Here is a 26220-nt window from a genome sequence, read left to right as displayed (position 1 = left end):
CGTGAGTCAGAGCAGTTTACTCGTGAGTTAGAGCGATTTACTCGTGAGTTAGAGCGTTTTACTCGTGAGTTAGGGCAGTTTACTCGTGAGTTAGAGCAATTTACTCGTGAGTTAGAGCAGTTTACTCTGAGTCAGAGCAATTTACTCGTAAGTTAGAGCGTTTTACTCGTGAGTTAGTAGCAATTACTCGTGAGTCAGAGCAGTTTACTCGTGAGTTAGAGCGATTTACTCGTGAGTTAGAGCAGTTTACTCGTAAGTTAGAGCAGTTTATACTCGTGAGTTAGCATTTACTCGTGAATTAGTGCGTTTTACTCGTGAGTCAGAGCAGTTTACTCGTGAGTTAGAGCGATTTACTCGTGAGTTAGAGCGATTTACTCGTGAGTTAGAGCAGTTTACTCGTGAGTCAGAGCAATTTACTCGTGAGTCTGTAACGTTTACTGGTGAGTTACAGTATAATACTCGTAACTTTCAGTCAATTGGTCGTGCGTTACTTTATTCGTTCAGCCGTTTTATAGTATTGTCCTTTTTCGGCGTATTCACGTACGATGCGTTCCATATCCTGGCGGTCTTCATCGTTGATTTCGCGAATGACTTTAGCTGGACGTCCGAATGCCAGCATGTTCGGTGGAATGACTTTACCTTGGGGAACGAGACTGCCGGCACCGATGAAGGCCCCTTCACCGATTTCGGCTTCATCTAGTACGATCGATCCCATGCCGATCAAAGCTCCTTTGCGGATTTTACAGCTATGTAAAATGACCTGATGGCCAATGGTCACTTCATCCTCGATGATCAATGGATTATTTGGGCTTTGGTGCAGGATGCTGTTATCCTGTATACTGACTTTTTTCCCGATGATGGTTGGGGATACATCACCGCGAATGACGGAATTGAACCAAATGGATGTTTCGTCGCCGATTTTGACATCACCTGTCACGACAGCATTCTCAGCGATATAAGCGCTTTCAGCGATTTCAGGTTCTTTGCCTTTATACGGATAAATAATCAATTTCAATCATTTCCTTTCCGAAGTGAATGTTTTTATGTATTATTTTAATATACCGTATGTAAATACACTTGGCTATTTATAATAGCAATGTACAACTTGTTAGATTTCTTTTTTGTCGAAAATCACGAATATGGTTATAATTTATATATATTATTTTGACTATCATGAATCGTACACAACAAGTGAAAAGCGAAAGGGGGATTTCGAATGTGGAAATGGGAGACAGAAGGAGACGCAAAAGGAGTCATTGTCATCATTCATGGGGCAATGGAACATCACGGACGTTATAAGTGGGTAACACAAATGTGGCTTTCAGCTGGATACCATGTCGTCATGGGCGACCTTCCTGGGCAGGGTATGACAACTCGCGCCTACCGGGGACATATCGATTCCTTTGATGAGTATTTGGACGAAGTGAAAAGCTGGATAGAAGAGGCTTACGAATATTCGTTGCCGGTCTTTTTGCTTGGACACAGCATGGGTGGTTTGATTTCGATACGCCTTCTTCAGGAAGAGGAATGGGACATTGCAGGGGTGATTCTTTCTTCTCCATGCTTGGGCCTCGTGACGAAGCCGCCAAAGTTCCTTACAACCATCTCGCATGGTTTGAACATCGTGATGCCTCAGTTCAGGGTAGATTCCGGATTGACACCTGAAATGGCGACGAGAAGTGCGGAAATCCGTGAATCCGATAGAAACGATACATTATATATCACGAAGGTTTCAATCCGCTGGTATCGCGAGCTCGCACAGGCCATGAAGGATGCTTTTGAAGAGATCCCTGAATTTCAGGATGTGCCGCTTTTGGTCATGCAGGGCGGAGATGACCGAATCGTGAATAAGAAGGCGGTTCGTGAGTGGTTTAATTATAACTTGGCCAGTGAAAAGCAATATAAGGAATGGCCGAAGCTTTATCATGAAATCTTCAATGAACCAGAGCGAGATGATGTATTTCAATATGCGCTGAGTTTTGTTGAAAACCGTTTAAAGATATTAGGGTATGTCGTTTGATCAGTACATACTTTCACGATAAATGAAAAAGCTGCCGAATGTAATCTCGGCAGCTTTTTATATTTGGTTCAGCCTGCGTTTCTTAGCATTTCATTCGATTTGATGACCGGTGCCCAGAAAGTAACCGGATACATAAATTGGTTTAAATGTGTAAGTTCTTTTTTATTGGATAATGCGGTCGATAGAAGATAAATGGATTTGAAGGTCAAGTCATTGGCGAATAGGTCCAAAAGAGTCGCTTTCATATTCATGATCGATTCATGGTTTTGGGTGGAAATCATTAAATCGAGCTGTGGCAGGAACTTATCAAAATGATGATCGAATTGTTTAAGGTCCTCCATGTTTTTTTGTTTTTCTGTCAACGAGTTAAGCGAGCTGACAAAATCTTCGTATTGCTCATTTGAATCTCTTTTGATTTTTTCAGTCAATATATCCGTCAGTAATGAAGTAGGCAAATGTTCCATTTTCTGCACCCTCTTATCTATTTTCTATCATTATAATCATTATAGACGAAAAATTCAAAAAGTTATGATTGGTAATTCTGCTGCCTGCGAGTTGGGATTGAAAAAACACCGTTCGTGGCGAACGGTGTCAAAAGTCATCATCTTTTTTCAATCGCGACAATGAATGGCGGATTATTTGCTTGGTTGATGAATCCGTATTTCAGGATATGGGCTTTCTGTTGAGGGAAGTTCTCTACGTAATCCATCAATGCATCCCGTTCTTCCGATCCCCCCGGATGACCATGGTAAATGACGAGGATGATGATGCCTTCAGGCGCCATCAGTCCGAACAGCTGTTCAATGGCTGATATTGTCGTATCGGCTTGGGTAATGATTGATTTGTCTCCGCCAGGAAGGTAGCCTAAGTTGAAAATGGCACCTGTGATCTTTCCGGAATGTTCATTCTTGATGTATTTGCTTAAATGTTCATGCCCATCGTGAATGAGGGTGCAGCGCTCTTGTAAATTCTCGGCGTCCAGTTTCGCCGCTGTGGTTTGGATCGCTTCTTTCTGAATATCAAAACTATAGACATGTCCATTTACACCTGTAAGCCCTGCAAGAAAGGCCGTATCAAAGCCGTTGCCCATCGTGCCATCCATGGTTATATCCCCGGGGCGGACCGCTTTTTCCAGCAGAATCCTGGCGAATGGCAAAATTCGATCAAGCTTCATGATTGTACCTCCGTGTGATGATTTATTCCCTGCCAGCTGTTGCGGCGTTTCAATTCGGCGTCAATGGCATTCAAGACATCCCATTTATTGACGCTCCACATTGGACCGATCATCAAATCAATCGGACCGTCACCCGTAATGCGATGGACGATCATTTCTGGAGGGATTATTTCGAGCTGGTCACATACCAGGCTGACATAATCGTCACGGTCAAGAAATTCGAGCAGGCCTTTTTCATATTGTTTGACCATCGGTGTCCCTTTTAATAGATGAAGTAAATGGATCTTTATCCCCTGCACATCGAGTTTGGCGACTTCACGGGCTGTTTCCTTCATCATGCCGTAATCTTCCTGAGGTAGGCCATTGATGATATGGGAGCATACGCGGATGCCGTGTTTGCGCAGTTTATCGACGCCTTCTTTGTAGCAATCGAAGTCGTGGGCACGGTTGATCATCGTTGCAGTCTTTTCATGAACGGTCTGGAGACCAAGCTCCACCCAAAGGTAGGTGCGTTCGTTCAATTCCGCTAAATACTCGACTACATCATCTGGAAGGCAATCCGGGCGTGTCGCGATCGAGAGTCCGACGACACCTTCCTGGGTCAATACACTTTCGTATTTCTCGCGAAGCTCTGCCACGGGTGCATGCGTATTCGTGAACGCTTGGAAATAAGCCATATATTTTCCATCTTTCCATTTATGATGCATCCGTTCGCTGATCTTCTTGAACTGGACGTCGAGGGGTTCAACCCTGTTGCCCGCAAAGTCACCAGATCCTGAGGCACTGCAGAAGGTACAGCCGCCATGTGCGACGGTGCCATCACGGTTCGGACAGTCAAAACCCCCATCCAGGGCAACTTTAAAGACTTTATGTCCAAAATGTTCCCTTAGGTGGTAATTCCATGTATGATATCGTTTGTTATCCGTTGCATATATAAACGGGTTTGCTTGATTCAAATCAGCAACCTCCTAAATAAAATAAAGAGCAACATATATTATACAACATTCTCGCAGCTAGGTCTTTTTTCGGAAAATAAGCGTATACTGTATACTTGAAGGCTAAACATTTTGCTGCTATTTCCAGTATATCTTTGAATGACTATATCCAATCGGGAGCTGATGGACATGACCGGTCAAGTTGAAGAAGCGATTAATCAAATGAAAAAGAAATTAGCCGAAAATAATCAGGTGATCGAAGTAAATGAAGATGGGTTCATATACAAAGCGACTTGCACCTTCAATTCACCTGCTTCGGATGAACAAATTCATTCCTTTGAAAAGAAAACCGGACTGCTTCTGCCCGAGGATTATAAGGAGTTTTTAAAAATAACCAATGGATGCCGTCTGTTCGATAATGTGGAATCGGGTGGGGAAAATGATTTATACAGTCTGGATGATATTATTAATTACACATATGAAAATTCCTACGAGGGATGCTATAAAGTGGCCTGCATTTATCAAGATAATATCGTCATCGATGGAGAAGCAGTCGCTAAAGGCGATAAGGAGTATTTAATGGTAAAAGGCCATATCGATGATTTTGAAGAAGGCGAGAAACTCCATATGGGCTTTGCTGAATGGATCGAGCGGTTCATTTCCCATCAAGGTGAGAAGTTTTGGGATAAAGCTTGAATGCTCAAAAAAAAATGATAATCCAACCGTTATTTGCTCAAACTAGACAAGATGATTCCGAATCATCCAAATGAGACGCGAAGGAGAGGGTTTGAAATGGCAACCAGACAATCCGTCGATCATTTTTTAGAGCAATGTGAAGGGGCTCTCCATTTTGCAGAGTATGAATTTAACGAGGCCTCACGGCAGGAGCATTATGATGATGAACAATTTCAAAATTCGCAAAAGTATATCGAAGAGGCTTTGACGGATATGGAGCGATTGTATGCCAGTTCGAATGACCAGCAAAGGGAAATGCTTTCGCGGATGAAGCAGCAGTTGAATCAATTGAGGAATGAAATGATCTTACTGCGACATTAAATGGAAACAAGGGAGCTATGAATGAATAGCTCCCTTTTTTGCGCAATTTTTCTTTAATTCGCATATATAATGAAAAACCTGTCGATAATGTTTATGTACGGCTATTGCAATTGTCGGTGAAATTGACTAGAATAAAATAAAATGCAATATTCTCATAAAGACTGTGATGAGGAATAGTAACGATTTAAACCAGTAAAGAGAGTTGACGGATGGTGCAAGTCAACCTGGGATGGTCGTGAACTCGCCTTGGAGTCCCGGGTGTGAAGGTGAAAAGTAATGCCTGGCGTTTTAATCCATGTTACGGATGTTTTAAGCTGGGCGGATTTTAGCTATCGCCAATGTGGGTGGTACCGCGGGAAGATATACATAATCCTCTCGTCCCTATTTTGGGATGAGGGGTTTTTTATTGTTTTTTTATACGGAAATTAGGAGGAAATCATATGAGTTTTGATCATAGAAGCATAGAAACGAAATGGCAAAAGTATTGGGAAGGCAATAAGACATTCAAAACGGGTGAAGAAAGCGGCAAACGCAAATTCTATGCGCTGGATATGTTCCCGTATCCTTCAGGGGCCGGTCTTCATGTAGGGCACCCGGAAGGTTATACGGCAAGCGATATCCTGGCACGGATGAAACGGGCGCAGGGGTATAATGTATTGCACCCGATCGGCTGGGACGCTTTTGGACTTCCTGCAGAGCAATATGCGATCGATACGGGAAATGATCCAGCTGAATTCACGGAACACAACATCAACACGTTCCGCCGCCAAATCAAAGCTCTTGGTTTTTCTTATGACTGGGATCGCGAAATAAACACGACAGATCCCGACTATTACAAATGGACGCAATGGATCTTCTTGAAATTATATGAAAAGGGCCTTGCATATATTGATGAAGTGGCCGTTAACTGGTGTCCGGCACTTGGTACGGTATTGGCTAACGAAGAAGTCATCGATGGGAAAAGTGAGCGTGGGGGCCATCCGGTCGAGCGCCGTCCGATGAAACAGTGGATGCTTCGTATCACGGCGTATGCAGACCGCTTAATCGACGATCTGAATGATGTGGATTGGCCGGAAAACATCAAGGATATGCAGCGTAACTGGATTGGCCGTTCCGAGGGAGCGGAGGTTACATTCAATATCGATGGCTTTGATGAAACATTCACGGTGTTCACGACTCGTCCGGATACGTTATTCGGGGCAACATATGCCGTATTGGCACCTGAACATCAGTTTGTCGATAAAATTACGTCGGCTGATCAAAGGGCGGCAGTTGAGGCCTATTTAGATGAAGTGAAACATAAAAGCGACTTGGAAAGAACAGACTTGGCAAAGGATAAATCAGGCGTGTTCACGGGGGCTTATGCCATTAACCCGGTAAACGGCGAAAAAATGCCAATCTGGATTGCCGATTACGTGTTGATCAGCTACGGAACAGGAGCAATCATGGCCGTTCCTGCCCATGATGAGCGTGATTATGAGTTTGCAGTCAAGTTCGACTTGCCGATCAAGGAAGTCGTAGCTGGCGGAGACGTGACAAGTGAAGCATATACAGGCGATGGTCTTCATGTGAATTCGGAATTCCTTGATGGATTGAATAAAGAAGAAGCCATTTCGACCATGATCAAATGGCTGGAAGAGAAAGAAATCGGAACGAAGAAAATAACATACCGCCTTCGCGATTGGTTATTCAGCCGTCAGCGTTACTGGGGCGAACCGATTCCAATCATCCATTGGGAAGACGGCACGATGTCTCCAGTGAAGGAAGAAGATCTTCCGTTGATTTTACCAAAAGCTACGGACATCAAGCCTTCAGGTACAGGCGAATCACCACTTGCGAACATATCGGAATGGGTGAATGTTACGGATGAAAACGGACGAAAAGGGCGCCGTGAGACAAACACGATGCCACAGTGGGCAGGCAGCAGCTGGTACTTCCTGCGTTATATCGATCCTGACAACAAGGAAGCACTTGCAGATCCTGAAAAATTAAAAGAATGGATGCCGGTCGACATTTATATCGGCGGCGCCGAGCATGCGGTGCTTCATTTGCTTTACGCTCGTTTCTGGCATAAATTCCTGTATGATATCGGTGTCGTGCCAACGAAGGAACCATTCCAAAACCTATTCAACCAAGGAATGATCCTTGGCGAGAATAATGAAAAAATGAGTAAATCCAAAGGGAATGTCGTGAACCCGGATGATATCGTTGAAAGCCATGGTGCCGATACACTTCGCATGTACGAAATGTTCATGGGGCCATTGGATGCTTCGATTGCCTGGTCCACAAACGGATTGGACGGTTCTCGCAGATTCCTTGACCGTATCTGGCGTTTATTGGTCAACGATGACGGTACGATCACAGATAAGATGACAGAAACGGATGACACGGGCAAGCTCGAGAAAGTCTATCATCAAACGGTTAAAAAAGTGACCGAGAATTATGAGGAATTGAAATTCAATACGGCGATTTCACAATTGATGGTATTCATTAATGATGCTTATAAAGCGGATTCGCTTCCTAAAGTATATATCGAAGGCTTCGTAAAGCTGCTTGCACCAGTTGCACCGCACATCGCCGAGGAAATTTGGTCTAAACTGGGTCATTCCGAAAGCATCACGTACGGAACATGGCCTGCTTTCGACGAAGCGAAGTTAGTGGATAACGAAGTCGAAATCGTCATCCAAATCAACGGAAAAGTCAAAGCGAAATTAATGGTGCCGACTGACACTACGAAAGAAAAACTGGAGGAAATCGCGATGGGTGATGATTCCATCAAAGAACAAATCGATGGGAAAACCATTCGTAAAGTGATTGCCGTACCAGGCAAATTAGTCAATATCGTCGCCAACTAAATAATAATGATTGGAAGCTGTCCCGCATACTTTTACTGCGGGGCAGCTTTTTTTCGCAGTCATTGACCGGCCATAGGAAATAGGTCATGTTAGGATTTTCACCGATTTGAATCTATCGAATATTGGCAACGACTATCGTCATGAGATGACCATCGGAACTCAAATAGCTTGCTTAATTGGTACATGTGAATCATTTTTCGGCTTGATGGACAAATAAATCAAGCATTTGACATAAAAAAGGGAAAAAATTGGTTGATAAAATTTTACAGTGTGATAGTTTGGTATAGTACTGTTATTTTTTAACCAATTATTGGAGGGGAAACCGTGAAATTTAAGAATGTGAGTCGAATTACGGCGTGTGTACTAATTTTTTCACTGATTTTCAGCTTGATGATTCCGCTAAATTCTCAAGCTGCACCAGCAACACCCGTTGAAAATGTAAAAACGATTAAAAATGGGGACACTCTGGACGGAAAGTTTGAAAAACCGGATGTTCAATGGTATCAAATCAGTCCCACAACAGAAGAAATACAAAAGTTCTCCCACATTGAATTCGAAGTCAATTCGGACAAAATCTTGAATATCTCCGTATATCAAGATAAAGAAAAAGCAGAAAAAGATGAGAGTAATTATATGGTCTCTTCTTATCCTGATGAAGAAGCCGTTGTCGATTTCCCATATGCTTGGGAAGGAACATATTATGTTAAAGTTGAATATTTCGGCGATACGGATGATGAGGGAAATCCGATCCCGGATGCGGAAAATGTAGCTGAATACTCCATCAATGCGCATTCAGTAACATTGCCGCCATCTGCCGGGGACGAAGGGGAGGATCTCGAATCATGCCCGGTTGAAGTGAGTGTAAACGATAAGAAAACGGGAGAATCCATGTTGAAAACACTCCGCGTGTTTAGAGATGAGGTTCTCACGAAGTCGCCTGAGGGACGCACCCTTTCCTCTTTATACTATAAAGCTTCGCCATTCCTGGCTCTTCATCTTGCCGGGAATAAAACGGCAAGAGAAGCCGTTTATAAACACTTAGTCGAGATTAAGCCCCTTATTGAGGATCTTAATGAGAATGGAGCAAGCAGTACGGCAGTCATTAGCAACAAACAGCAAGACTCAATTAAAGCTTTATTCAATAAGTCGGCAGACGTCGCTCCAGCTGGATTGAAAAAAGAAATGAACAGCATAGCTAAGAAAATCAACCTTGATAAGCTTGCAGGTGAAAGAATCGTCGATATCGCAAGCAAAGCGGGAATAGAACTTCCTGCTTCGAAGAATATAAAGAACAAATATATTGTCAAACTTAAACCAGGGAAGTCATTAAACGCTGTCCAATCCAAGATAAGCCGAGTAGGATATGGAACATTATCGGTGGCACCTAAACAACAAGAGGTTCTGTATGATGATATGTATGTAGTAGAGTTAAAGAACCAAGCTAAAATGAGCACAGCAGCACTATCCGGTATCGAAAAACTTCCAGAAGTGGAATATATCGAACCGGTAAAAACGTACAAAGCATTTTCTGCAGACATTCAATCGCCGTATCAATGGTCTTTAGCTAACGCCGGTGGGGAAGAAGGCATAAAGGGAGCGGACATCGATAACGAAAAACTGCAGAACCTTATTAAGAAACGTAATTTAAAAGATACATTGGTAGCGGTCATCGACACAGGAGTCGATGATTCACTTGCAGATCTACAGGGTGTCGTTAAAATGGAGTCAGGTAGGAACTTCATCGATAAGAAAGAAAAAGCGATCGATGACAATGGCCATGGTACACATGTATCCGGAATCATCGCTGCCAAAGCGGATAATGGATATTCCATGCAAGGAATCAATCCAGTAGCTAAAATCATGCCTGTGAAGGTCTTGGACTCTTCAGGATATGGAGACAATGAGAAAATTGCTCTAGGCATTAAATATGCCGTGGATCATGGTGCAAAGGTCATAAACCTTAGCTTGGGCGGAGAATATAGCAGGACGATTGAATATGCCTTGAAACATGCCGCTGCCAAGAATGTAATGGTTGTCGTAGCAAGCGGAAATGATGGGATGGAGGGCCTTTCTTATCCTGCATCATCTAAATACGCCATATCCGTCGGTGCAACCAATGCCCTTGATTTAGTATCCGATTATTCCAATTATGGATCGAAATTGGACATGGTCGCTCCAGGGACAGGCATCCCGAGCCTTGTGCCTAATGGGAATGTTACCTACATGGATGGTACATCAATGGCAACTCCCCATGTTGCGGCAGCTACAGCTCTTTTATTATCCGGAAACCCTGGGTTGAAAGTGAATGAAGTAAGGGAAATCCTTCATGAGACATCGGAATATGTCGCTTTTAAAGAAGAAGATAATGTAGACCCTTATGAGGGCTATCAACCGGAAGATGGAGAAATCATGATGCCGGAAGAAGAACTGCCTGTCGGAAAAGATTTAGTATCTGGATATGGAAGACTGAATGCGTACAGTGCTCTTAGTGCCGTGGATTTACAAGCTAAAGTCAATCTTGTGATGGATACGCAAACAAAACTGACTGGTTCAGCTAAAAAAGGTTCAGTAATCGAAGTGAAAAGCGGAAACAAAACACTCGGTAAAGGAACGGCGGCAGCTAACGGAACATTCACCGTTACGATTCCGGTCCAAAAAGCTGCGCAGCAGCTTACGGTGAATATCTCTGATTCTTCCAAACTAGCAGTATCTTCAATCAAAGTATTCGTGAATAAGGGTGCAACCCCTAACAAACCAACTGTTAAAGCTGTAAGTGACAAAGATACGTATGTAACGGGTCAATCACAAGCGGACATGAAAATCTCGATCAAAAATAGCGCGAAAAAAGTGATTGGTTCAGGTAACACGGACAGCAAAGGGAATTTCAAAGTGAAAATCAGCAAGCAAAAGGCTGGCACTAAACTTTCAGTCACAGCTACAGACTTAGCGAAACGTGAAAGCAAGGCGGCAACCGTGACTGTTCTCGATAAAACAGCCCCGGATGCACCGAAAGTGAATGAAGTAAGCGATAAAGCAACAAAAGTGACTGGTAAAGCGGAAATCGGTTCAAGCGTAACCGTAAAGTACAGCAATAAAAACATTGGAACGGCAAAAGCTGATAGTAAGGGGAACTTCTCCATCAAAATCAGCAAGAAAAAAGCAGGGTCCGCATTATACGTCTCAGCAAAAGACAAAGCGGGCAATACAGGAAAAGCAACAAAAGTAACGGTTAAAGATAAAACCGCTCCGGGTGCACCGAAAGTGAATGAAGTAAACGACAAAGCAACAAAAGTAACTGGTAAAGCGGAAATCGGTTCAAGCGTAACCGTGAAGTACAGCAATAAAAACATCGGAACGGCAAAAGCTGATAGTAAGGGGAACTTCTCCATCAAAATCAGCAAGAAAAAAGCAGGGTCCGCATTATACGTCTCAGCAAAAGACAAAGCGGGCAATACAGGAAAAGCAACAAAAGTAACCGTTAAAAAATCTAAATAGCAGTGAAGGCCGTTTAACTTACAGGTTAAACGGCTTTTTTTGTGAGAAAATGAATGAAAACACCGCTCGATGATGAGCGGTGTCGGTACAGAAATACAAGCGGGGAATTATGTACTATCAAGGACATCCGATAACATTCGAGTGTTTGTCGATATAAAGGATGAAACGGAAAACCGAAAGTTTGCAAACCATTCAGTGGGAAATTGATGAAAATGGGAAAAAACCTATCGAGATAGAACTGAAAAATGGCTATAACGTGTCTATTGAAAAAAATAGATAATGATGGTTATATATCGAATGAGGATGATCTGATATTAGAGAGAAATAATGAGGAAAGTGATTAATTTAAGGGGATTAAATACTTCCGAAAATATAAGGAATCCAGCACAAAAGCGGATTCCTTATTTAAAGTGTAAATACCTAGGGCGGGATTTCCGAGGATCCACATATCCGCCGGTTATTTGATGTCCGAGAGAGCTCGCGATGACTACTGCTGCAAAGAGGAGGATGATTTTCTTCAATTAAAGAACTTCTTTCCGTTTTTTTATTTTTAAAGATTACACCCAAATGCTTCTGCCTTCAACCCCCTTTTTATGGATGTTGGATTAATTGTGACAAATATCAATGATAAAGTAGCTGGTATTCACTTAGAAATGAAAACTTTAAAAAATTCACTAATATAGATAAGAATAATAAGAGGTTGTGAATTTATGGGAGTCAGCCCTTGGCGGACTCTCTTTTGCTTGTGGATCCGCCAACTCCGCCACTTCGATCTTGAATTGCTCTTAAAGCATGAGTTTTTCTCTAGCTTGATGTGGAATATATGTAATTCGTCGGGAGGCAAATTGGGGTTACTGTAAGGCCAGGGAGATGACTGGGCGGGGAGGTCTTGATGCGGTAAATAGGGCGAAATGAAAAAATGAAGGGGCAAGTTCGATTTATCTTGCCCCTTCATTTGTCAGCTCATTTAGTGAATTCACTTCTCAGAAGATAGACGACATCGTATTTCTTCAACTCGTCCATATGGCCATCACTATCACCATAAAAATCATTGGAAAGTGAACTTATGCCTTCATTTTCGTTTGAATAACAAATACTCGCCAATACAAGCTTTTTTGTGCTGTTTATTTTGAGTTTGTCAGCACTGCCCCATACGCTCGATTCCATTTCACCAATGGTTTCAGGATAAGTAGCTGTATCCGTACCAGCGTCATTTTGAATGCTGATGTTGAACATCGACTGATTTTGATCAGCAATCGTTTTGGAGGTCGTAAAGATGATTGTCCCATTATCACTGACGGCAGTCGTCATGCGTCCCATTTCTGGTTCGACAAGTTTGCCAAATTCATATTTTTCGACCCAGACGGACATCTCCTTGTATGTATCATCAACATTGAAATCGATAAGAAAGAAATGTTCACTAGAATTCTCCAGTATGGCTTTTTCCCTTGCAGTCAACTCAGGAACTGAAAGGTTATTCCCGGATTTTGGCTCATCAGCCTTACAGGCGACTAACGAAAGTGAGGTCAGGGATAGGATGATGGATAGAAAGATCTTTTTCATGATTTTCACCTCTTGTATACTATTTACCTGATTAAAACCAAATCTTGTATATTATAACATTATAGTGAAATTGGGACACGGCAAAAAGGCAAGCAATCGTTATGCTTGCCTTTTTGTTGCATTTAGAATGGTTGGGAAAGAGTCTGATTGGAAACATCGACGTCATTTTGAAGCAATTGGTACAAGTCGTAAGCAGGATAGAGGTTTCTTTCATAAAGGTAGTGGAATATCTTGGCGTGGGTATCGATGGCTCCATTTAAATGTTTCCTAAATACTTTTCGAAGGGAAGGGGTGGCTGTTTCAGTAATGGTAACAGCATAATTTTTGATGGATGATTTGGCAAAGATCAGCAATTCCCTAGCAGCAGCGGCTGATGCGTCATCCCGGCCCGTCCTAGGCGTCAATGGATAAAATTTCAGCAGATCCATGATGTTTTGGGTAAGGGAATCGATCGTTTGCCTATATATCGTTTTTAAAATGGGATCTTTTATTTTCGGATAAGCTTTTTTAAATTTCATAAGAGCATTGGACTGGGCGGCGACCAATTCATGAAGCTCAAGTGTTTCATGTATATTCCTCCCGAACGAATAATCTTGTTACGTTATTTGTTAATGGAAAAGGCTGTCCCATCTTCCTTCACATTCACAGTTCAGGAGGATCGCCGTTTTTTATTGATATTGCTCGAGAACAGAGAAGAACTTTTTGGTAAATTGGTAAAAAAGTTTTTCTGATGGTGCCAACTCCCTGTTTTTGGAAGTGATGATGCCGACAGTTCGTTTGACTTCGGGTGAATCGACCGGGATTTTGACAGTCAGTCTTGGAATGACTTCATAAAAGGTACTATCAGGGAGCAGACTGACTCCGATTCCGGCAGATACGAGCCCTTTTATGGAATCCATGTCTTCACCTTCCGAGGCGATGTTCGGTGTGAAACCGGCTGCTTTGCATGCTTCGAGAGCGATAGTGTGAAAGATGTATCCTTTTGGAAACAAGACGAAGGGATCATTTCGCAAGTCACTTAGACGCAGACTTTTCCTTTCGGCCAATGGGTGCGTTATCGGCAGTAAAGCGGAAATGTTTTCCGTGAACAGGATATGACCTTCGATATCTGGATCGTTTGTCGGAATCGGCCCAAGGAAGGCTAATCCGATTTCGCGATTTTTGACAGCTTCCTTTAACGAGGAATAAGATCCCTGTCTTAAATGGAAGCCGATATTCGGCTGCTCATCTTTAAAAGCGGAAATGACGGTAGGAAGTAAATGGGTGGAAAGGCTGGTCGGGAACCCGATTTTAATGCTTCCGTGTTCAGGGTCCAAAAACTCATCAATTTGATATTTGGCATATTCTATCGCCTGTATCGCCGTTTTTGCATGAATCAAGAAAATTTTACCGATGGGCGTTAACTGGATATTACGGCCGATTTTCTCGAATAAAAGAACGCCAAGCTCATCTTCCAGTCTGGAGATTTGCCGGCTGATCGCTGATTGTGCAATATGCAAGTGCTCTGCGGCTTCAGAGACGTGTTCTCTCTCGGCGACTTCAACAAAATAACGTAATTGGCGTAGTTCCATTTATTCATCCTCCTGACATTCATCTCAAAGTGAGATAGATTCTACTAGAATTATATATTGTTTATATCGATTTGAAAACCTAGAATAAATGTAAGTGACATAACGGTGTAAGAATACGATGGGGGCGATTAATATGACATACAATCAAATACCAAAAGCACAAGGGCTCTACCATCCTGAATTTGAACATGATGCATGTGGGATCGGTTTATACGCTCATTTAAAAGGGCTTGCTACACATGACATCGTCAAACAAGGACTGGATATGCTGTGCCAATTAGATCATCGCGGCGGACAAGGCAGCGATCCCCTTACAGGAGATGGCGCAGGATTAATGGTACAGATTCCTGATGAATATTTCAGGCTGGCATGCCCGGAAATGAATTTGCCGGCAAAAGGACGCTATGGTGTAGGCATGCTCTTTTTCTCTAACAATGATGATGAACGGAATGAAATCGAAACTCGTTTGAATGCATTTATCGAACAAGAGGGCCAAACGCTATTAGGCTGGAGAACGGTTCCTGTTGATGCAACGAAAATCGGGGAGGTCGGCAAGGAGACATGTCCGACGATCCGCCAAGTTTTCATCGGGGCAAGCGTTGGGCTGACAGATGATTTAGCTTTTGAGCGTAAATTGTTCATTATCAGAAAACAAGCTGAAAACTGGGCCCGTGAACGCGGCAAACGTTTTTATTTTGCAAGCCTTTCAAGTGCTACGATCGTATACAAAGGATTATTGACGCCAGAGCAGGTGGATGCTTTTTATCTTGACCTTCAACAGGAGTCTTTCGTTTCGGCTTTTGCTTTAGTGCATTCCCGCTTCAGCACGAATACTTTTCCTAGTTGGGAACGGGCACATCCAAACCGTTACCTGATCCATAATGGCGAAATCAATACGCTTAGGGGCAATGTGAATTGGATGAAAGCGCGTGAGCAGCAGTTCGTGTCGGAAGCATTCGGGGATGACTTGCAAAAGGTCCTGCCTATTCTGGATATAGACGGCAGTGATTCCTCGATTCTTGATAATGCACTTGAGTTCTTCGTGCTTGCCGGGCGTAAGCCGGCACATGCGGCGATGATGCTCATTCCTGAACCGTGGACGGAGAATCCGCATATGACGAAGGAAAAGAAGGCATTTTACGAATACCATAGCATGCTCATGGAGCCATGGGATGGTCCGACGGCCATATCCTTTACGAATGGCAAGCAAATCGGTGCCATCCTTGATCGAAATGGTTTAAGGCCGGCAAGGTATTATGTGACAAAAGATGATTACATCATATTCTCATCCGAAGTCGGCGTGATCGATGTGGAGCCGGAGAATGTATTATATAAAGATCGTTTAAGCCCAGGCAGAATGCTTTTAATAGATTTAGAGGAAGGCCGTATTGTCTCCGATGAAGAGATCAAGTCGGAAATGGCTCAGGAAAAACCATACCAGCAATGGCTGGACGAACAGCTTGTTCAATTGCGTGACGAAGAACCTGCGCTCGAAGGGGAGCCATTGAGTGATTTGTTATTCAGGCAAAAAGCGTTCGGATACACGTATGAAGATGTCCAAAAATATTTACTGCCGGTCATTAACGAAGGCAAAGATCCACTTGGCAGCATGGGGAATGACATTCCATTAGCGGTCTTATCAGATCGCCCGCAATCGCTATTCAACTATTTCAAGCAATCTTTTGCACAGGTAACCAACCCGCCAATCGATTCACTTCGTGAACAGATCGTCACGTCAACGATGACATTTCTGGGTGCGGAAGGAGATTTGCTGAAACCGGATGAAACGAACAGCCGCCGCATTCAATTGGATTCACCTGTATTGACGCCAGGCCAAATGCAGCAGTTGAAAGAAAATGCCTATCCTGAATTCAGGAGCAAAGTCATTCACACTTTATTTTCAGAAGATTTAGGTAGTGGACTCGATCGCATCTGCCGTGAAGCGGAACAAGCGATCGCTGATGGTGTCAGCCTTTTGATTTTATCTGACAAGGATATGAGCAAAGAAAAAGCTGCGATTCCTTCCCTGCTGGCTGCGAGTGCCCTACATCAAGAGCTGATCCGTCATGGGAACCGTACGAAAGTGAGCATTATCGTTGAATCGGGGGAAGCAAGGGAAGTCCATCATTATGCGTCCCTGATCGGGTATGGAGTGGATGCGATTTACCCATACCTTGCTTATGAAACATATAAGCAGGCGGTATTGGAAGGCAGTTTGTCCATCAGCTACGAAGAAACGGTAAGGAAATATGTACGCTCGTTGACAGAAGGCATCGTAAAAGTGATGTCGAAAATGGGGATTTCAACGATACAAAGTTATCGCGGCGCACAAATTTTCGAAGCGGTCGGAATCGGTGCTGAAGTGATCGAACGCTATTTCAGCGGTACGGCATCGCAGCTTAGTGGGATCGATTTGGAAACGATCGCAGATGAGGCGCTGATTCTCCATAGGAAAGCTGCAGCCGATTCACTTGACCGAACCCTTGAAAGCGGAAGTGATTTTCAATGGAGAAAAACAGGGGAACATCATGCTTTCAATCCTAAAACGATCCATACACTGCAATGGGCCTGCCGGAAAGGCGACTATAATTTATTTAAGCAATATTCAAACATGGCGAATGAAGAGAGACTCGGGTTTTTACGGAATTTATTCTCGTTCGATCAGAAACGCCAAAGCATTTCCATAGATGAAGTGGAAACCGTGGAATCCATCGTCAGCCGATTCAAAACGGGAGCGATGTCATTCGGTTCTTTGAGTCAGGAAGCACATGAAACATTAGCGATTGCGATGAACCGTTTAGGCGGAAAAAGCAATAGCGGTGAAGGCGGGGAGCATCCTAGCCGTTACCAACTTGATGAAAACGGCGATGACCGCCGCAGCGGAATTAAACAAATTGCATCCGGTCGTTTTGGAGTGAAAAGCCATTACCTTGTTAATGCAGATGAACTTCAAATCAAAATGGCGCAAGGTGCAAAGCCGGGTGAAGGCGGCCAGCTGCCAGGGAACAAAGTATATCCTTGGGTCGCAGAGGTCCGTGGTTCCACGCCAGGTGTCGGCCTGATTTCACCGCCTCCGCATCATGATATCTATTCGATTGAAGATCTGGCACAGCTGATTCACGATTTGAAAAATGCGAACCGTGATGCCAGGATCAGCGTCAAACTTGTATCAAAAGCAGGCGTAGGCACGATTGCAGCCGGTGTGGCCAAAGGAGCCGCGGATGTCATCGTTATCAGCGGGTATGATGGCGGTACGGGGGCATCACCAAAAACAAGTATCAAACATACAGGTCTTCCTTGGGAGCTGGGCCTTGCCGAAGCACACCAAACATTGATGCTGAATGGCCTGCGCAGCCGTGTAGTCCTTGAAACGGATGGAAAGTTAATGACGGGACGCGATGTGGTCATGGCAGCTATCCTTGGAGCGGAAGAATTCGGCTTTGCTACAGCACCGCTTGTGGTCCTTGGCTGTGTCATGATGCGTGCTTGCCATTTGGATACATGTCCAGTCGGGGTAGCTACTCAAAACCCTGAGCTTCGCAGCAAATTCACAGGAGATCCGGATCATGTCGTGAACTTCATGCGCTTCATCGCTGAGGAAGTGCGGGAAACGATGGCCGAGCTTGGATTTAGAACACTGGAAGAAATGGTCGGCCGCACTGATGTTTTACAAGTGAGCGAGCGGGCGCAAAACCATTGGAAAGCGAAGCATCTGGACTTGACGACACTACTTTTCCAACCGGAGGGGATACGTACATATCAACTTCCCCAAAATCATAAAATTGATGAATCCCTGGATATCCGTGAGATTTTACCGGTTGTGGAGCCTGCTTTGGATGACCAAACCCAGGTGGACGTAAGCTTCCCGATTACAAACGTGAACCGTGTGGTCGGAACGATTGTCGGCAGTGAAGTATCCAAACGCTATGGAGAAGAAGGGCTGCCTGAAGATACGATCACACTCCGTTTTACGGGATCGGCAGGCCAGAGCTTCGGTGCGTTCATTCCAAAAGGGATGTCGATGTATTTGACAGGTGATGTCAATGACTATGTTGGGAAAGGCTTATCTGGCGGAAAGATCATTGTCACGGCACCTGCTGGCAATCAGATTGAGGCTGGGGACAATGTTATTGCCGGAAATATCGCCTTATATGGTGGAACAAGCGGCGAGGCCTACATGAATGGCCGTGCGGGAGAACGATTTGCAGTACGGAACAGTGGAGTCAACGTCGTCGTTGAAGGAATTGGCGACCATGGCTGTGAGTATATGACAGGCGGACGCGTGGTCATTCTGGGCAACGTCGGCAAAAACTTTGCGGCGGGCATGTCAGGCGGCATCGCTTATGTACTTGCTGATGATGCAGAAGAATTCAAGGCATTATGCAATGGTGAAATGATAGAATTCGAGACGCTTGATGATATGGATGATGCAAACGAAGTAAAAGAAATGCTTTACAGCCACGTTCATTATACTGAAAGTGCCAAAGCATCGTATGTACTGGAGAACTGGGCGGATTTTGCCAAGAAATTCGTAAAAGTCATTCCGAAAGATTACAAACGGATGATCAAAAGCATCAATGAGCAGAGGCGTGCAGGGCTAACGGATGAAGAAGCGATCATGAGTGCTTTCCAAGCAAATGCCGTTCAAGATAAAAAAATCACTAAACAAGCTGTGATGCAGTAAGGAAGGGGAGAGAAAGATGGGAAAAGCAACAGGATTTATGGATTACCCGCGAGAAAAACCAAAAGACCGGAATCCTCTCACTCGTTTAAGTGACTGGAGAGAATATACAGCTCCTTTCTCTGATGAAAAGTTAAGTACACAGGGAGCGCGGTGTATGGACTGCGCCACCCCTTTCTGCCATATGGGCATGGAATTGAACCGGGTCACAACAGGCTGCCCGATTCATAATCTGATCCCGGAGTGGAATGATTTGGTGTACCGCGGCAGATGGAAAGAAGCATTGGACCGTTTATCGAAAACGAATAATTTCCCTGAATTCACCGGGCGCGTCTGCCCGGCCCCTTGTGAAGGTTCTTGTACGGTAGCTATAAGCGATCCTGCCGTTACCATCAAGAACATTGAAAGGACCATCATCGACAAAGGATTTGAAAATGGCTGGATCACGCCTCGCATCCCTGAAAGCAGAACCGGCAAGAAAATTGCCATCATCGGTTCAGGCCCGGCTGGATTGGCGAGTGCCGACCAGTTGAATCAGGCAGGTCATTCGGTAACGGTTTATGAGCGCTCAGACCGTGCAGGGGGGCTGTTGACATACGGCATCCCGAACATGAAACTTGAAAAAGATGTCGTTGCACGCCGAATTAAATTATTGACCCAGGAAGGCATCGATTTCATTACCAATACAGAAGTAGGCAAAGATATAACAGCCGAAGAACTGCAAAATCAATATGATGCAGTCATCCTTTGCACAGGTGCCCAAAAGCAGCGTGACCTGGTAATTGAAGGACGCGAGGCATCAGGCATCCACCTTGCTATGGATTACTTGACGACTTCGACTAAAAGCCTGTTGGACTCCAATTTTGAAGACGGCAAGTTCATAGACACAAAGGGGAAGGACGTCATCGTCATCGGCGGCGGGGATACAGGAGCTGATTGTGTCGCAACTGCCCTTCGCCAGGAATGTAAGAGCGTCGTGCAATTCGGGAAGCATCCAATCCTTCCGACGGCCCGTACATCCGATAATATGTGGCCAGCCTACCCGAATGTATTTTCCCTTGATTATGCGTATGAAGAAGCGGAAGCGAAATTCGGTGCAGATCCGCGACAATATTCAATCCAAACCAAAAAAATTGTAGCCGATGAAAATGGCAACGTTAAAGAACTGCACACAATCTCAATGGAGAAAATCAAAGGCGAAGACGGAATGTACATTTTCAGGGAAGTTCCAGGAACTGAAAAAGTATGGCCTGCACAATTCGTTTTCATCGCAATCGGATTTGAAGGAACCGAAATGCCGCTATTAACTCAATTTGGCGTAGAAACAGTAAATCAAAAAATTGATGCCGTCTATGGCGAATACAAAACGAATGTCGAAGGAGTTTTCGCTGCCGGAGATGCAAGGAGAGGGCAAAGCCTCATCGTTTGGGCAATCAATGAAGGCCGCGAAGTAGCGCGAGAAGTGGACCGCTACTTGATGGGCGCAACGGTTTTGCCTTAATTTTAAAAAAAGGAAGTGCCATAATGGTGCTTCTTTTTTTTGTGGTGGGAAAAGTGGAACTCACGAGTGAATGATTGGAATTCACGAGTAAAAGGCCAAAATTCACGAGTAAATGGTTGGAATTCACGAGTAAATGGTCGAAACTCACGAGTAAATGGTTGGAATTCACGAGTAAAACGCCGAAACACACGAGATGTGTCGGGAATTAATCTCGGATTATGGCAAAGAATGCTTTGTCATATTGAATGTTAATAGGGAAACGGTCAAGGTGAAAATCGGTGAATTACTGCCGTATAAATACACGAGGGACTCATGATCAATCCAACGGAAAACAACACGCTTAGGAGAATTCATAAGCGTGTTGTTTATTATTTCAAACTAGATGGCAAGTATTGTTCACACATGATGATATCATTGTCTTTTAGGACATAAGGGTGTGTTTCCAGCAATATGGTTTTCAGGTAGTCTGGCATCCTCTCACCTTTGTACGCACAAATTAAAGGAAACGAAATCAGATTTACAGCTTCATCTACTGTTCTCTCAAAATCTTCTATTATATGCAGCGGTTCTTCCATGGTTGCCCATTCCACATGTGCCCATGATCGGAAAGAGATTTTATTTTCCACATAGGGCTGTACCGTTTTATTAAAGTATTCTTCGATTGCAGGAGGATGATAACTGCCGCTTGAACAATAGAAATCGAAGTTGTTCACAAAGTGAAGGAACTCCATTTGATCTTTCGTTAACCGTGTGCTCAGTTCTTTATGAATAATGGGGTAAATACGGTCATTTTCAACAAGAATGACATAATCTCCCGCTGCGATGCCATCTTGGATGAAGTTCAAAACTTGTTTAATGTACTTTTCCATTTCATTATAGGAATACAGCACATGAACGTTTTTTTGGTCTTGGAACAACTGATTCATTTTGCTTTTCAATATATCAATCCTTCTTTCCTGTATCGCTTCAATTATACTTGAATTCCATAAGCGGGACAAAAATGGGAATTTTTTAAACTGACCGCTTCGTGCTTAGCAAAAACTAAAAAGCAATCCTTCGCCATTGAAGGATCGCTTTTCCTTATTATTTCAGCCGCTCGATTAGGTCAGTCATTTTATCCAAAGTTGTTACGTTCTGGTTGCATTTCATACTGTCCAGACAAATATAATTCCCTTTTCTAATAAATGTCCCTTGGACGGTTCCTTTTGTTTCAGACATGAACATCCCTACTTCTTCAAAGCGACTGCATATGGCACAGATCCCTTTTTTGTTGGCAGGTTTAATGGTTCCATGCAATCCGGTGAGTTTATTATGATGGGGGGCAATGATGAATTTTTTCCCGGAACCGACATCATCCCATCCCAAATATGAAATCTCTCTCAAATCAATTTTTTCCAACAAAGGGACTTTTAATTTCTTTGCTTTAGGAAATAATTTTTTTATCGTTTTTTCGGTTACTACTTTAAATGGGATCACAAATGGCTTTACCTGTAAGAGAAAGGCTTCGGCTTGTGCGGGATCTTTAATGGTATCTACTGGATCCAGCAGTTGTTTTTGCTCTTCGCTCAGGTCGCTGAATAAGCTTAATACTCGTTCTTTGGCGACTGTTTTCAGGGTGTTGATCACATCCTTATCGTTGGCCGTCGCGTGTCCATTTATGAGAATCTGTGTTTGGGATTTTATGAAGTTATACTGCTCGCTCCTGATAAAAGCTTCCATTTTCTTCACTCCTGTTTCTGTTGCTCGTTACTTTTCACATGATATCGTTTTTCTTTACTTTATAGAAATCGCATCTGCTTTAAAAGGGGGAAAACGACTAAGAAACATACTCGGCATACAAATAGCACTGATATCATTACCAGTGCTACCCATGCAATCCTATTTGGAATAAACGATTTTCTTGATGGTTTCCGCGGAGAGAAAATGTTCCTCTGCTAATTGATGGATGGTATGACCGTCTTTGAATGCATATTTAATAGAGGCATTTCGGTCATCGATCAATTCCCTTGATCCCGAACGGGTTCCCCATTTGTGATGGGCCTTTTCAGGTTTAGGGATATATATGGTTTCACCTTGCACATACTTTTGAATTTCAACGATCAGCTTTTCAGGCAAAACGGCCGTCGCTTTTACATATTTCATTTCTGCCAGCCCCTTATTCTTTTTTAAAAATGAAATAAGGTGCAAAGCCGAATATTAGAAAAGATAAGGCGGGCGATTAAGTTTAGCTTAATTCAACCCCATGCAAAGTATCGCCTCCAATACTGGGCTTTGCATGAGATGCTGCAGAAGGTGGCATTAACATTCTGATTGCCATCTTTACACCTCCCCGTTATGTCCCTGAAGAACACGTATTGTTTTTATTATAAAATATATAAGGGTGGTTGCCAAACTATTTCCAATGTTAAAGATGACTCGGCGGGCTGATTGTTTGATAATGTTCTGAGTCCATGAAATAATTTGAATGGAAACCAAACTAACCATTATGGGAGCTGACCTTTATGAAAGTATTCGTAGTTGGGGCAAATGGGCAGATCGGTAAATATCTTGTAGATTTATTAAAAGATAGCCCGGAACATAGTGTACGGGCAATGGTTCGTAAAGAAGAACAAAGTAAGCATTTAGAGAAAAAGGGAATTGAATCTGCTCTCGTGAGCTTAACCGGATCGGTGGATGAGATTTCGAATGCGGCAAAAGGCTGCGATGCCATCGTGTTTACAGCAGGATCCGGAGGAAGCACCGGTGCTGATCAAACGCTGTTGATTGATTTGGATGGTGCTGTAAAAACGATTGAAGCGGCAGAAAACTTGGGAATCAACCGATTCATCATGGTGAGTGCTTTTCAGGCCAATAATCGCGAAAACTGGAATGAAGCCATCAAACCATATTATGTGGCCAAGCACTACGCGGATAGGGCATTGTTACAAAGCGATTTAAATTATACCATCATTAAGCCAGGCGGTCTGGTGAATGAACCGGGGACAGGCAAAGTGGCAGCCGCCGAAGAATTGGAGAGAGGTTCGATTGCCCGTGAAGATGTGGCTCGAACGATTTTTGCTTCTTTAACTGAAGAAAATACCTACAAGCGTTCATTTGATTTAATTTCTGGTGATACTGCAATCGCGGAAGCATTAAGGAAAATTTAACGAAAAAGGAGGGCAGGGCCACTCAGGGTGAGTGGGCCCTGCCTTATTTAATTCCTTCAATATGCTTGATGACCTTCGCTGGGTTTCCGCCGACAACAACGCCTTCAGGAACATCCTTTGTTACGACTGCCCCTGAAGCGACGACGGAATGATTCCCTATTGTTATACCAGGATTGATGATGGCCCCTCCGCCAATCCATACATGATCCCCGATCGTAACAGGTTTTCCGTATTCCACTCCAGAACTGCGTTCAAAGGGATCCAGCGGGTGTGTGGCTGTATAGATATGCACTCCGGGAGCCAACATGCAGTCCCTGCCAATTTTCACTTCACAAACGTCCAAAATGACACAATCGAAATTAGCATAAAAGTTTTCCCCGACAGAAATGTTGTATCCATAGTCACAACGGAAAGTGGGTTCAATATATACATTTAGACCAGTGGAACCTAAAAGCTGTTTCAGCAGGGCTGTTCGTTCATCTCCTTCGCTTTCCGTTGTCTGATTGTATAACCGGGTCAACTTTCTGGCATTTTCCCTATCTCTTACTAATTCCGGATCGGCGGCCATGTAAGGTTCCCCGCTCACCATTTTCTCTTTTTCCGTATTCATGTTAACTCCTCCTATTTACTTGGTTTTTAGATGGTTTTGGTAGATATCAGAATATTGAAATATTTTTTCTGCAAAATAAATTGCAGTACTTTTTACTCAACTTTTCTGTTGAATCTAAATGCCTCGCTCATTTTCCTGAAAAAGAAATTAGAAAAGAAAGATTTTTCCGAATAATGAATGAAATAACTTTGACAAACGTTCCGCCTGATTTTATAGTAAGGAGAGTTATGGATGATTGATAGTTTCATGAAGGTATATTTTAACAGATAGGTAGAATACGTTCGCAGTTCTTGGCACTTTTTTTTACGGGAAATTGATGGACGACTCTTTTCTTCGTTAAGATAATCAACACAATGGAGGGCTCTATATGACACAGAAAGCACCACTTTCTTTTATCATTGTAACAGGGTTAATGCTTTTTGCTTTATTTTTTGGTGCAGGAAACTTAATTTTCCCTGCCATGCTCGGGCAATCCGCCGGGACTAATTTATGGACGGCCAGTTTAGGATTCATCATTACTGGGGTCGGTTTGCCATTCATTACAATATTGGCATTTGGTTTTTCGGGAAAAAATGATGTTCAATCGCTTGCAAGCAGGGCACACCCATTATTCGGCATCATTTTCACAGTCGTTCTTTATTTGTCTTTGGGACCGCTTTTCGCACTTCCCAGAACAGGGAGTGTATCCTACGAAATAGGGATTAAACCTTTCCTTTCTAATGATGTCGGCTTTTTACCATTGCTGATATTCACGATCATATACTTTGGAATTGCCTGTTTATTATCCATCAATCCATCAAAAATGCTGGATATCGTCGGGAAAATATTAACACCATTATTATTGATTTTCATCGGGATCCTCATTGTGGTAGCCATCATTAATCCAATGGGTGAAATCCAGTCACCAGCGGTTAATTATTCAGATAATTCTTTCTTTAAGGGGTTCAAAGAAGGGTATTTGACTATGGATACGCTGGCCGGATTTGCATTTGGAATCATTGTCATCAATGCATTCAAAGATAAAGGGATAACATCAAGAAAAGAAGTGTTAAGATCTTGTGTGAAAGCTGGCATAATAGCTGCCACTTTGTTGGTGATCGTTTATACGTCATTGACTTATGTCGGGGCAACAAGTGTGGAAAAACTCGGTCAGCTGGGGAATGGCGGAGACGTTTTGGCTCAAGCCTCGAATCACTTTTTCGGACCGGCTGGTGCCGTGTTGTTAGGGTTGATTGTAATCGCTGCATGCTTAACGACAAGCATCGGTTTGATAACGGCTTGTGCTACTTATTTCAATAAAATACTGCCTGCTGTATCGTATAAATCATATGTCGTCATTTTCGCTGTTTTTAGTGCAGCTGTTGCCAATGTAGGTTTGACCAAGCTCATTTCGATTACAGTGCCTGTGTTAACGGCTCTTTATCCTGTAGCGATCGTTTTGATTGTTCTAACATTCTTCCATTCCTTTTTCAAAGGGAAATCGGAGGTATATTTAGGAAGCTTATTATTAACGGCGATCATCAGCATAATGGATGGAATAGTGGCATCAGGCATTAAAATGGAAGCTGTTTCGGACCTTTTCAATCAATACCTTCCACTATATAGTGTAGGGG

20 protein-coding genes, 1 pseudogene and 1 other annotated feature are annotated in these 26220 nt (G+C 43.3%); of the genes and pseudogenes, 10 read left to right on the top strand and 11 right to left on the bottom strand.

Annotated features, from left to right (window positions below; all coding sequences use genetic code 11):
- Positions 1–487: 487 nt before the first annotated feature.
- Positions 488–1006, bottom strand: a complete 519-nt coding sequence (locus tag ACFVSH_RS03895) for a gamma carbonic anhydrase (protein ID WP_387603185.1) — start codon at positions 1004–1006, stop codon at positions 488–490.
- Between the two features lie 210 nt (positions 1007–1216).
- Between ACFVSH_RS03895 and ACFVSH_RS03890 the strand changes: the two genes are divergently transcribed.
- On the top strand, positions 1217–2020 hold the full coding sequence (locus ACFVSH_RS03890) for an alpha/beta hydrolase (RefSeq protein ID WP_283916070.1): 804 nt from the start codon (positions 1217–1219) through the stop codon (positions 2018–2020).
- Between the two features lie 68 nt (positions 2021–2088).
- Here the strand turns inward: ACFVSH_RS03890 and ACFVSH_RS03885 are convergent, their stop codons facing one another.
- The 3 genes from ACFVSH_RS03885 to mnmL all read right to left on the bottom strand — a co-directional run bounded on the left by ACFVSH_RS03885 (position 2089) and on the right by mnmL (position 4150).
- Positions 2089–2484 carry a hypothetical protein gene (locus ACFVSH_RS03885; RefSeq protein WP_387704960.1) on the bottom strand — a complete coding sequence of 132 codons (396 nt, stop codon included), beginning with the start codon at positions 2482–2484 and terminating at the stop codon, positions 2089–2091.
- Between the two features lie 137 nt (positions 2485–2621).
- A complete protein-coding gene (gene mnmM / locus ACFVSH_RS03880; protein WP_192206807.1) occupies positions 2622–3194 on the bottom strand; it encodes a tRNA 5-(aminomethyl)-2-thiouridylate-methyltransferase MnmM in 573 nt (190 codons plus the stop codon).
- A complete protein-coding gene (gene mnmL / locus ACFVSH_RS03875; RefSeq protein WP_387704958.1) occupies positions 3191–4150 on the bottom strand; it encodes a tRNA modification radical SAM protein MnmL/YtqA in 960 nt (319 codons plus the stop codon). Before mnmL ends, mnmM begins: the two co-directional genes overlap by 4 nt.
- A gap of 168 nt (positions 4151–4318) precedes the next feature.
- Between mnmL and ACFVSH_RS03870 the strand changes: the two genes are divergently transcribed.
- The 4 genes from ACFVSH_RS03870 to ACFVSH_RS03855 all read left to right on the top strand — a co-directional run bounded on the left by ACFVSH_RS03870 (position 4319) and on the right by ACFVSH_RS03855 (position 11535).
- The gene (locus ACFVSH_RS03870) at positions 4319–4825 is read left to right on the top strand and encodes an SMI1/KNR4 family protein (protein WP_387704957.1); all 507 of its coding nucleotides are present in this window, start codon (positions 4319–4321) and stop codon (positions 4823–4825) included.
- A gap of 96 nt (positions 4826–4921) precedes the next feature.
- Positions 4922–5185 carry a DUF2524 family protein gene (locus ACFVSH_RS03865; RefSeq protein WP_192206805.1) on the top strand — a complete coding sequence of 88 codons (264 nt, stop codon included), beginning with the start codon at positions 4922–4924 and terminating at the stop codon, positions 5183–5185.
- 154 nt (positions 5186–5339) lie between these two features.
- Positions 5340–5571: a binding site (T-box leader), on the top strand.
- 54 nt (positions 5572–5625) lie between these two features.
- Positions 5626–8040, top strand: coding sequence for a leucine--tRNA ligase (gene leuS, locus ACFVSH_RS03860; protein WP_260285230.1), 2415 nt, complete (start codon positions 5626–5628; stop codon positions 8038–8040).
- 324 nt (positions 8041–8364) lie between these two features.
- Entirely contained in the window at positions 8365–11535 is a 3171-nt protein-coding gene (locus ACFVSH_RS03855) for a S8 family peptidase (protein WP_387704954.1), read from the top strand.
- A 963-nt stretch (positions 11536–12498) separates the two neighbouring features.
- Here ACFVSH_RS03855 and ACFVSH_RS03850 read toward each other — a convergent pair.
- The 3 genes from ACFVSH_RS03850 to gltC form a co-directional block, all read right to left on the bottom strand.
- On the bottom strand, positions 12499–13098 hold the full coding sequence (locus ACFVSH_RS03850) for a hypothetical protein (RefSeq protein WP_387704952.1): 600 nt from the start codon (positions 13096–13098) through the stop codon (positions 12499–12501).
- A 122-nt stretch (positions 13099–13220) separates the two neighbouring features.
- Complete coding sequence (locus ACFVSH_RS03845; protein ID WP_387704951.1) at positions 13221–13616, bottom strand: spore coat protein; 396 nt, start codon at positions 13614–13616, stop codon at positions 13221–13223.
- Between the two features lie 150 nt (positions 13617–13766).
- Positions 13767–14669, bottom strand: a complete 903-nt coding sequence (gene gltC, locus ACFVSH_RS03840; RefSeq protein ID WP_387603069.1) for a glutamate biosynthesis transcriptional regulator GltC — start codon at positions 14667–14669, stop codon at positions 13767–13769.
- Positions 14670–14802: 133 nt separating this feature from the next.
- On the opposite strand from gltC, the gene gltB reads away from it, so the two are divergent.
- The 3 genes and pseudogenes from gltB to ACFVSH_RS03825 form a co-directional block, all read left to right on the top strand.
- A complete protein-coding gene (gltB, locus tag ACFVSH_RS03835) occupies positions 14803–19353 on the top strand; it encodes a glutamate synthase large subunit (protein ID WP_387704949.1) in 4551 nt (1516 codons plus the stop codon).
- A gap of 16 nt (positions 19354–19369) precedes the next feature.
- Positions 19370–20851, top strand: a complete 1482-nt coding sequence (gene gltD / locus ACFVSH_RS03830) for a glutamate synthase small subunit (protein ID WP_387704947.1) — start codon at positions 19370–19372, stop codon at positions 20849–20851.
- A 193-nt stretch (positions 20852–21044) separates the two neighbouring features.
- A pseudogene (locus tag ACFVSH_RS03825) lies at positions 21045–21167 on the top strand (cytidine deaminase); the annotation flags it as partial.
- Between the two features lie 52 nt (positions 21168–21219).
- On the opposite strand, the gene ACFVSH_RS03820 reads toward ACFVSH_RS03825, so the two are convergent.
- The 3 genes from ACFVSH_RS03820 to ACFVSH_RS03810 all read right to left on the bottom strand — a co-directional run bounded on the left by ACFVSH_RS03820 (position 21220) and on the right by ACFVSH_RS03810 (position 22993).
- Complete coding sequence (locus tag ACFVSH_RS03820) at positions 21220–21789, bottom strand: MEDS domain-containing protein (protein ID WP_387704945.1); 570 nt, start codon at positions 21787–21789, stop codon at positions 21220–21222.
- Positions 21790–21934: 145 nt separating this feature from the next.
- Positions 21935–22570, bottom strand: a complete 636-nt coding sequence (locus ACFVSH_RS03815; RefSeq protein WP_387704943.1) for a FusB/FusC family EF-G-binding protein — start codon at positions 22568–22570, stop codon at positions 21935–21937.
- 159 nt (positions 22571–22729) lie between these two features.
- Positions 22730–22993, bottom strand: coding sequence for a CD3324 family protein (locus tag ACFVSH_RS03810; RefSeq protein ID WP_101225543.1), 264 nt, complete (start codon positions 22991–22993; stop codon positions 22730–22732).
- 359 nt (positions 22994–23352) lie between these two features.
- Between ACFVSH_RS03810 and ACFVSH_RS03805 the strand changes: the two genes are divergently transcribed.
- Entirely contained in the window at positions 23353–23997 is a 645-nt protein-coding gene (locus ACFVSH_RS03805) for an SDR family oxidoreductase (protein ID WP_387704942.1), read from the top strand.
- Positions 23998–24040: 43 nt separating this feature from the next.
- On the opposite strand, the gene ACFVSH_RS03800 is transcribed toward ACFVSH_RS03805, so the two are convergent.
- Complete coding sequence (locus ACFVSH_RS03800) at positions 24041–24607, bottom strand: sugar O-acetyltransferase (RefSeq protein WP_387603052.1); 567 nt, start codon at positions 24605–24607, stop codon at positions 24041–24043.
- A 367-nt stretch (positions 24608–24974) separates the two neighbouring features.
- On the opposite strand from ACFVSH_RS03800, the gene brnQ reads away from it, so the two are divergent.
- The coding region (gene brnQ, locus ACFVSH_RS03795) for a branched-chain amino acid transport system II carrier protein (protein WP_387704941.1) at positions 24975–26220 on the top strand (1246 nt) is incomplete at its 3' end.

Origin of the sequence: Peribacillus sp. NPDC058002 (genome assembly GCF_042886655.1) — a bacterium.
Lineage (GTDB): Bacteria > Bacillota > Bacilli > Bacillales > DSM-1321 > Peribacillus > Peribacillus aracenensis.
This window is presented reverse-complemented; position numbering and strand designations above follow the sequence as displayed.

Coding starts and splice junctions, on each gene's coding strand:
- ACFVSH_RS03890 (WP_283916070.1), top strand. CDS start 1,217: ATGTGGAAATGGGAGACAGAAGGAGACGCAAAAGGAGTCATTGTCATC.
- ACFVSH_RS03885 (WP_387704960.1), bottom strand. CDS start 2,484: ATGGAACATTTGCCTACTTCATTACTGACGGATATATTGACTGAAAAA.
- mnmM (WP_192206807.1), bottom strand. CDS start 3,194: ATGAAGCTTGATCGAATTTTGCCATTCGCCAGGATTCTGCTGGAAAAA.
- ACFVSH_RS03870 (WP_387704957.1), top strand. CDS start 4,319: ATGACCGGTCAAGTTGAAGAAGCGATTAATCAAATGAAAAAGAAATTA.
- ACFVSH_RS03865 (WP_192206805.1), top strand. CDS start 4,922: ATGGCAACCAGACAATCCGTCGATCATTTTTTAGAGCAATGTGAAGGG.
- leuS (WP_260285230.1), top strand. CDS start 5,626: ATGAGTTTTGATCATAGAAGCATAGAAACGAAATGGCAAAAGTATTGG.
- ACFVSH_RS03850 (WP_387704952.1), bottom strand. CDS start 13,098: ATGAAAAAGATCTTTCTATCCATCATCCTATCCCTGACCTCACTTTCG.
- ACFVSH_RS03845 (WP_387704951.1), bottom strand. CDS start 13,616: ATGAAATTTAAAAAAGCTTATCCGAAAATAAAAGATCCCATTTTAAAA.
- gltC (WP_387603069.1), bottom strand. CDS start 14,669: ATGGAACTACGCCAATTACGTTATTTTGTTGAAGTCGCCGAGAGAGAA.
- gltB (WP_387704949.1), top strand. CDS start 14,803: ATGACATACAATCAAATACCAAAAGCACAAGGGCTCTACCATCCTGAA.
- gltD (WP_387704947.1), top strand. CDS start 19,370: ATGGGAAAAGCAACAGGATTTATGGATTACCCGCGAGAAAAACCAAAA.
- ACFVSH_RS03815 (WP_387704943.1), bottom strand. CDS start 22,570: ATGGAAGCTTTTATCAGGAGCGAGCAGTATAACTTCATAAAATCCCAA.
- ACFVSH_RS03810 (WP_101225543.1), bottom strand. CDS start 22,993: ATGAAATATGTAAAAGCGACGGCCGTTTTGCCTGAAAAGCTGATCGTT.
- ACFVSH_RS03805 (WP_387704942.1), top strand. CDS start 23,353: ATGAAAGTATTCGTAGTTGGGGCAAATGGGCAGATCGGTAAATATCTT.
- ACFVSH_RS03800 (WP_387603052.1), bottom strand. CDS start 24,607: ATGAATACGGAAAAAGAGAAAATGGTGAGCGGGGAACCTTACATGGCC.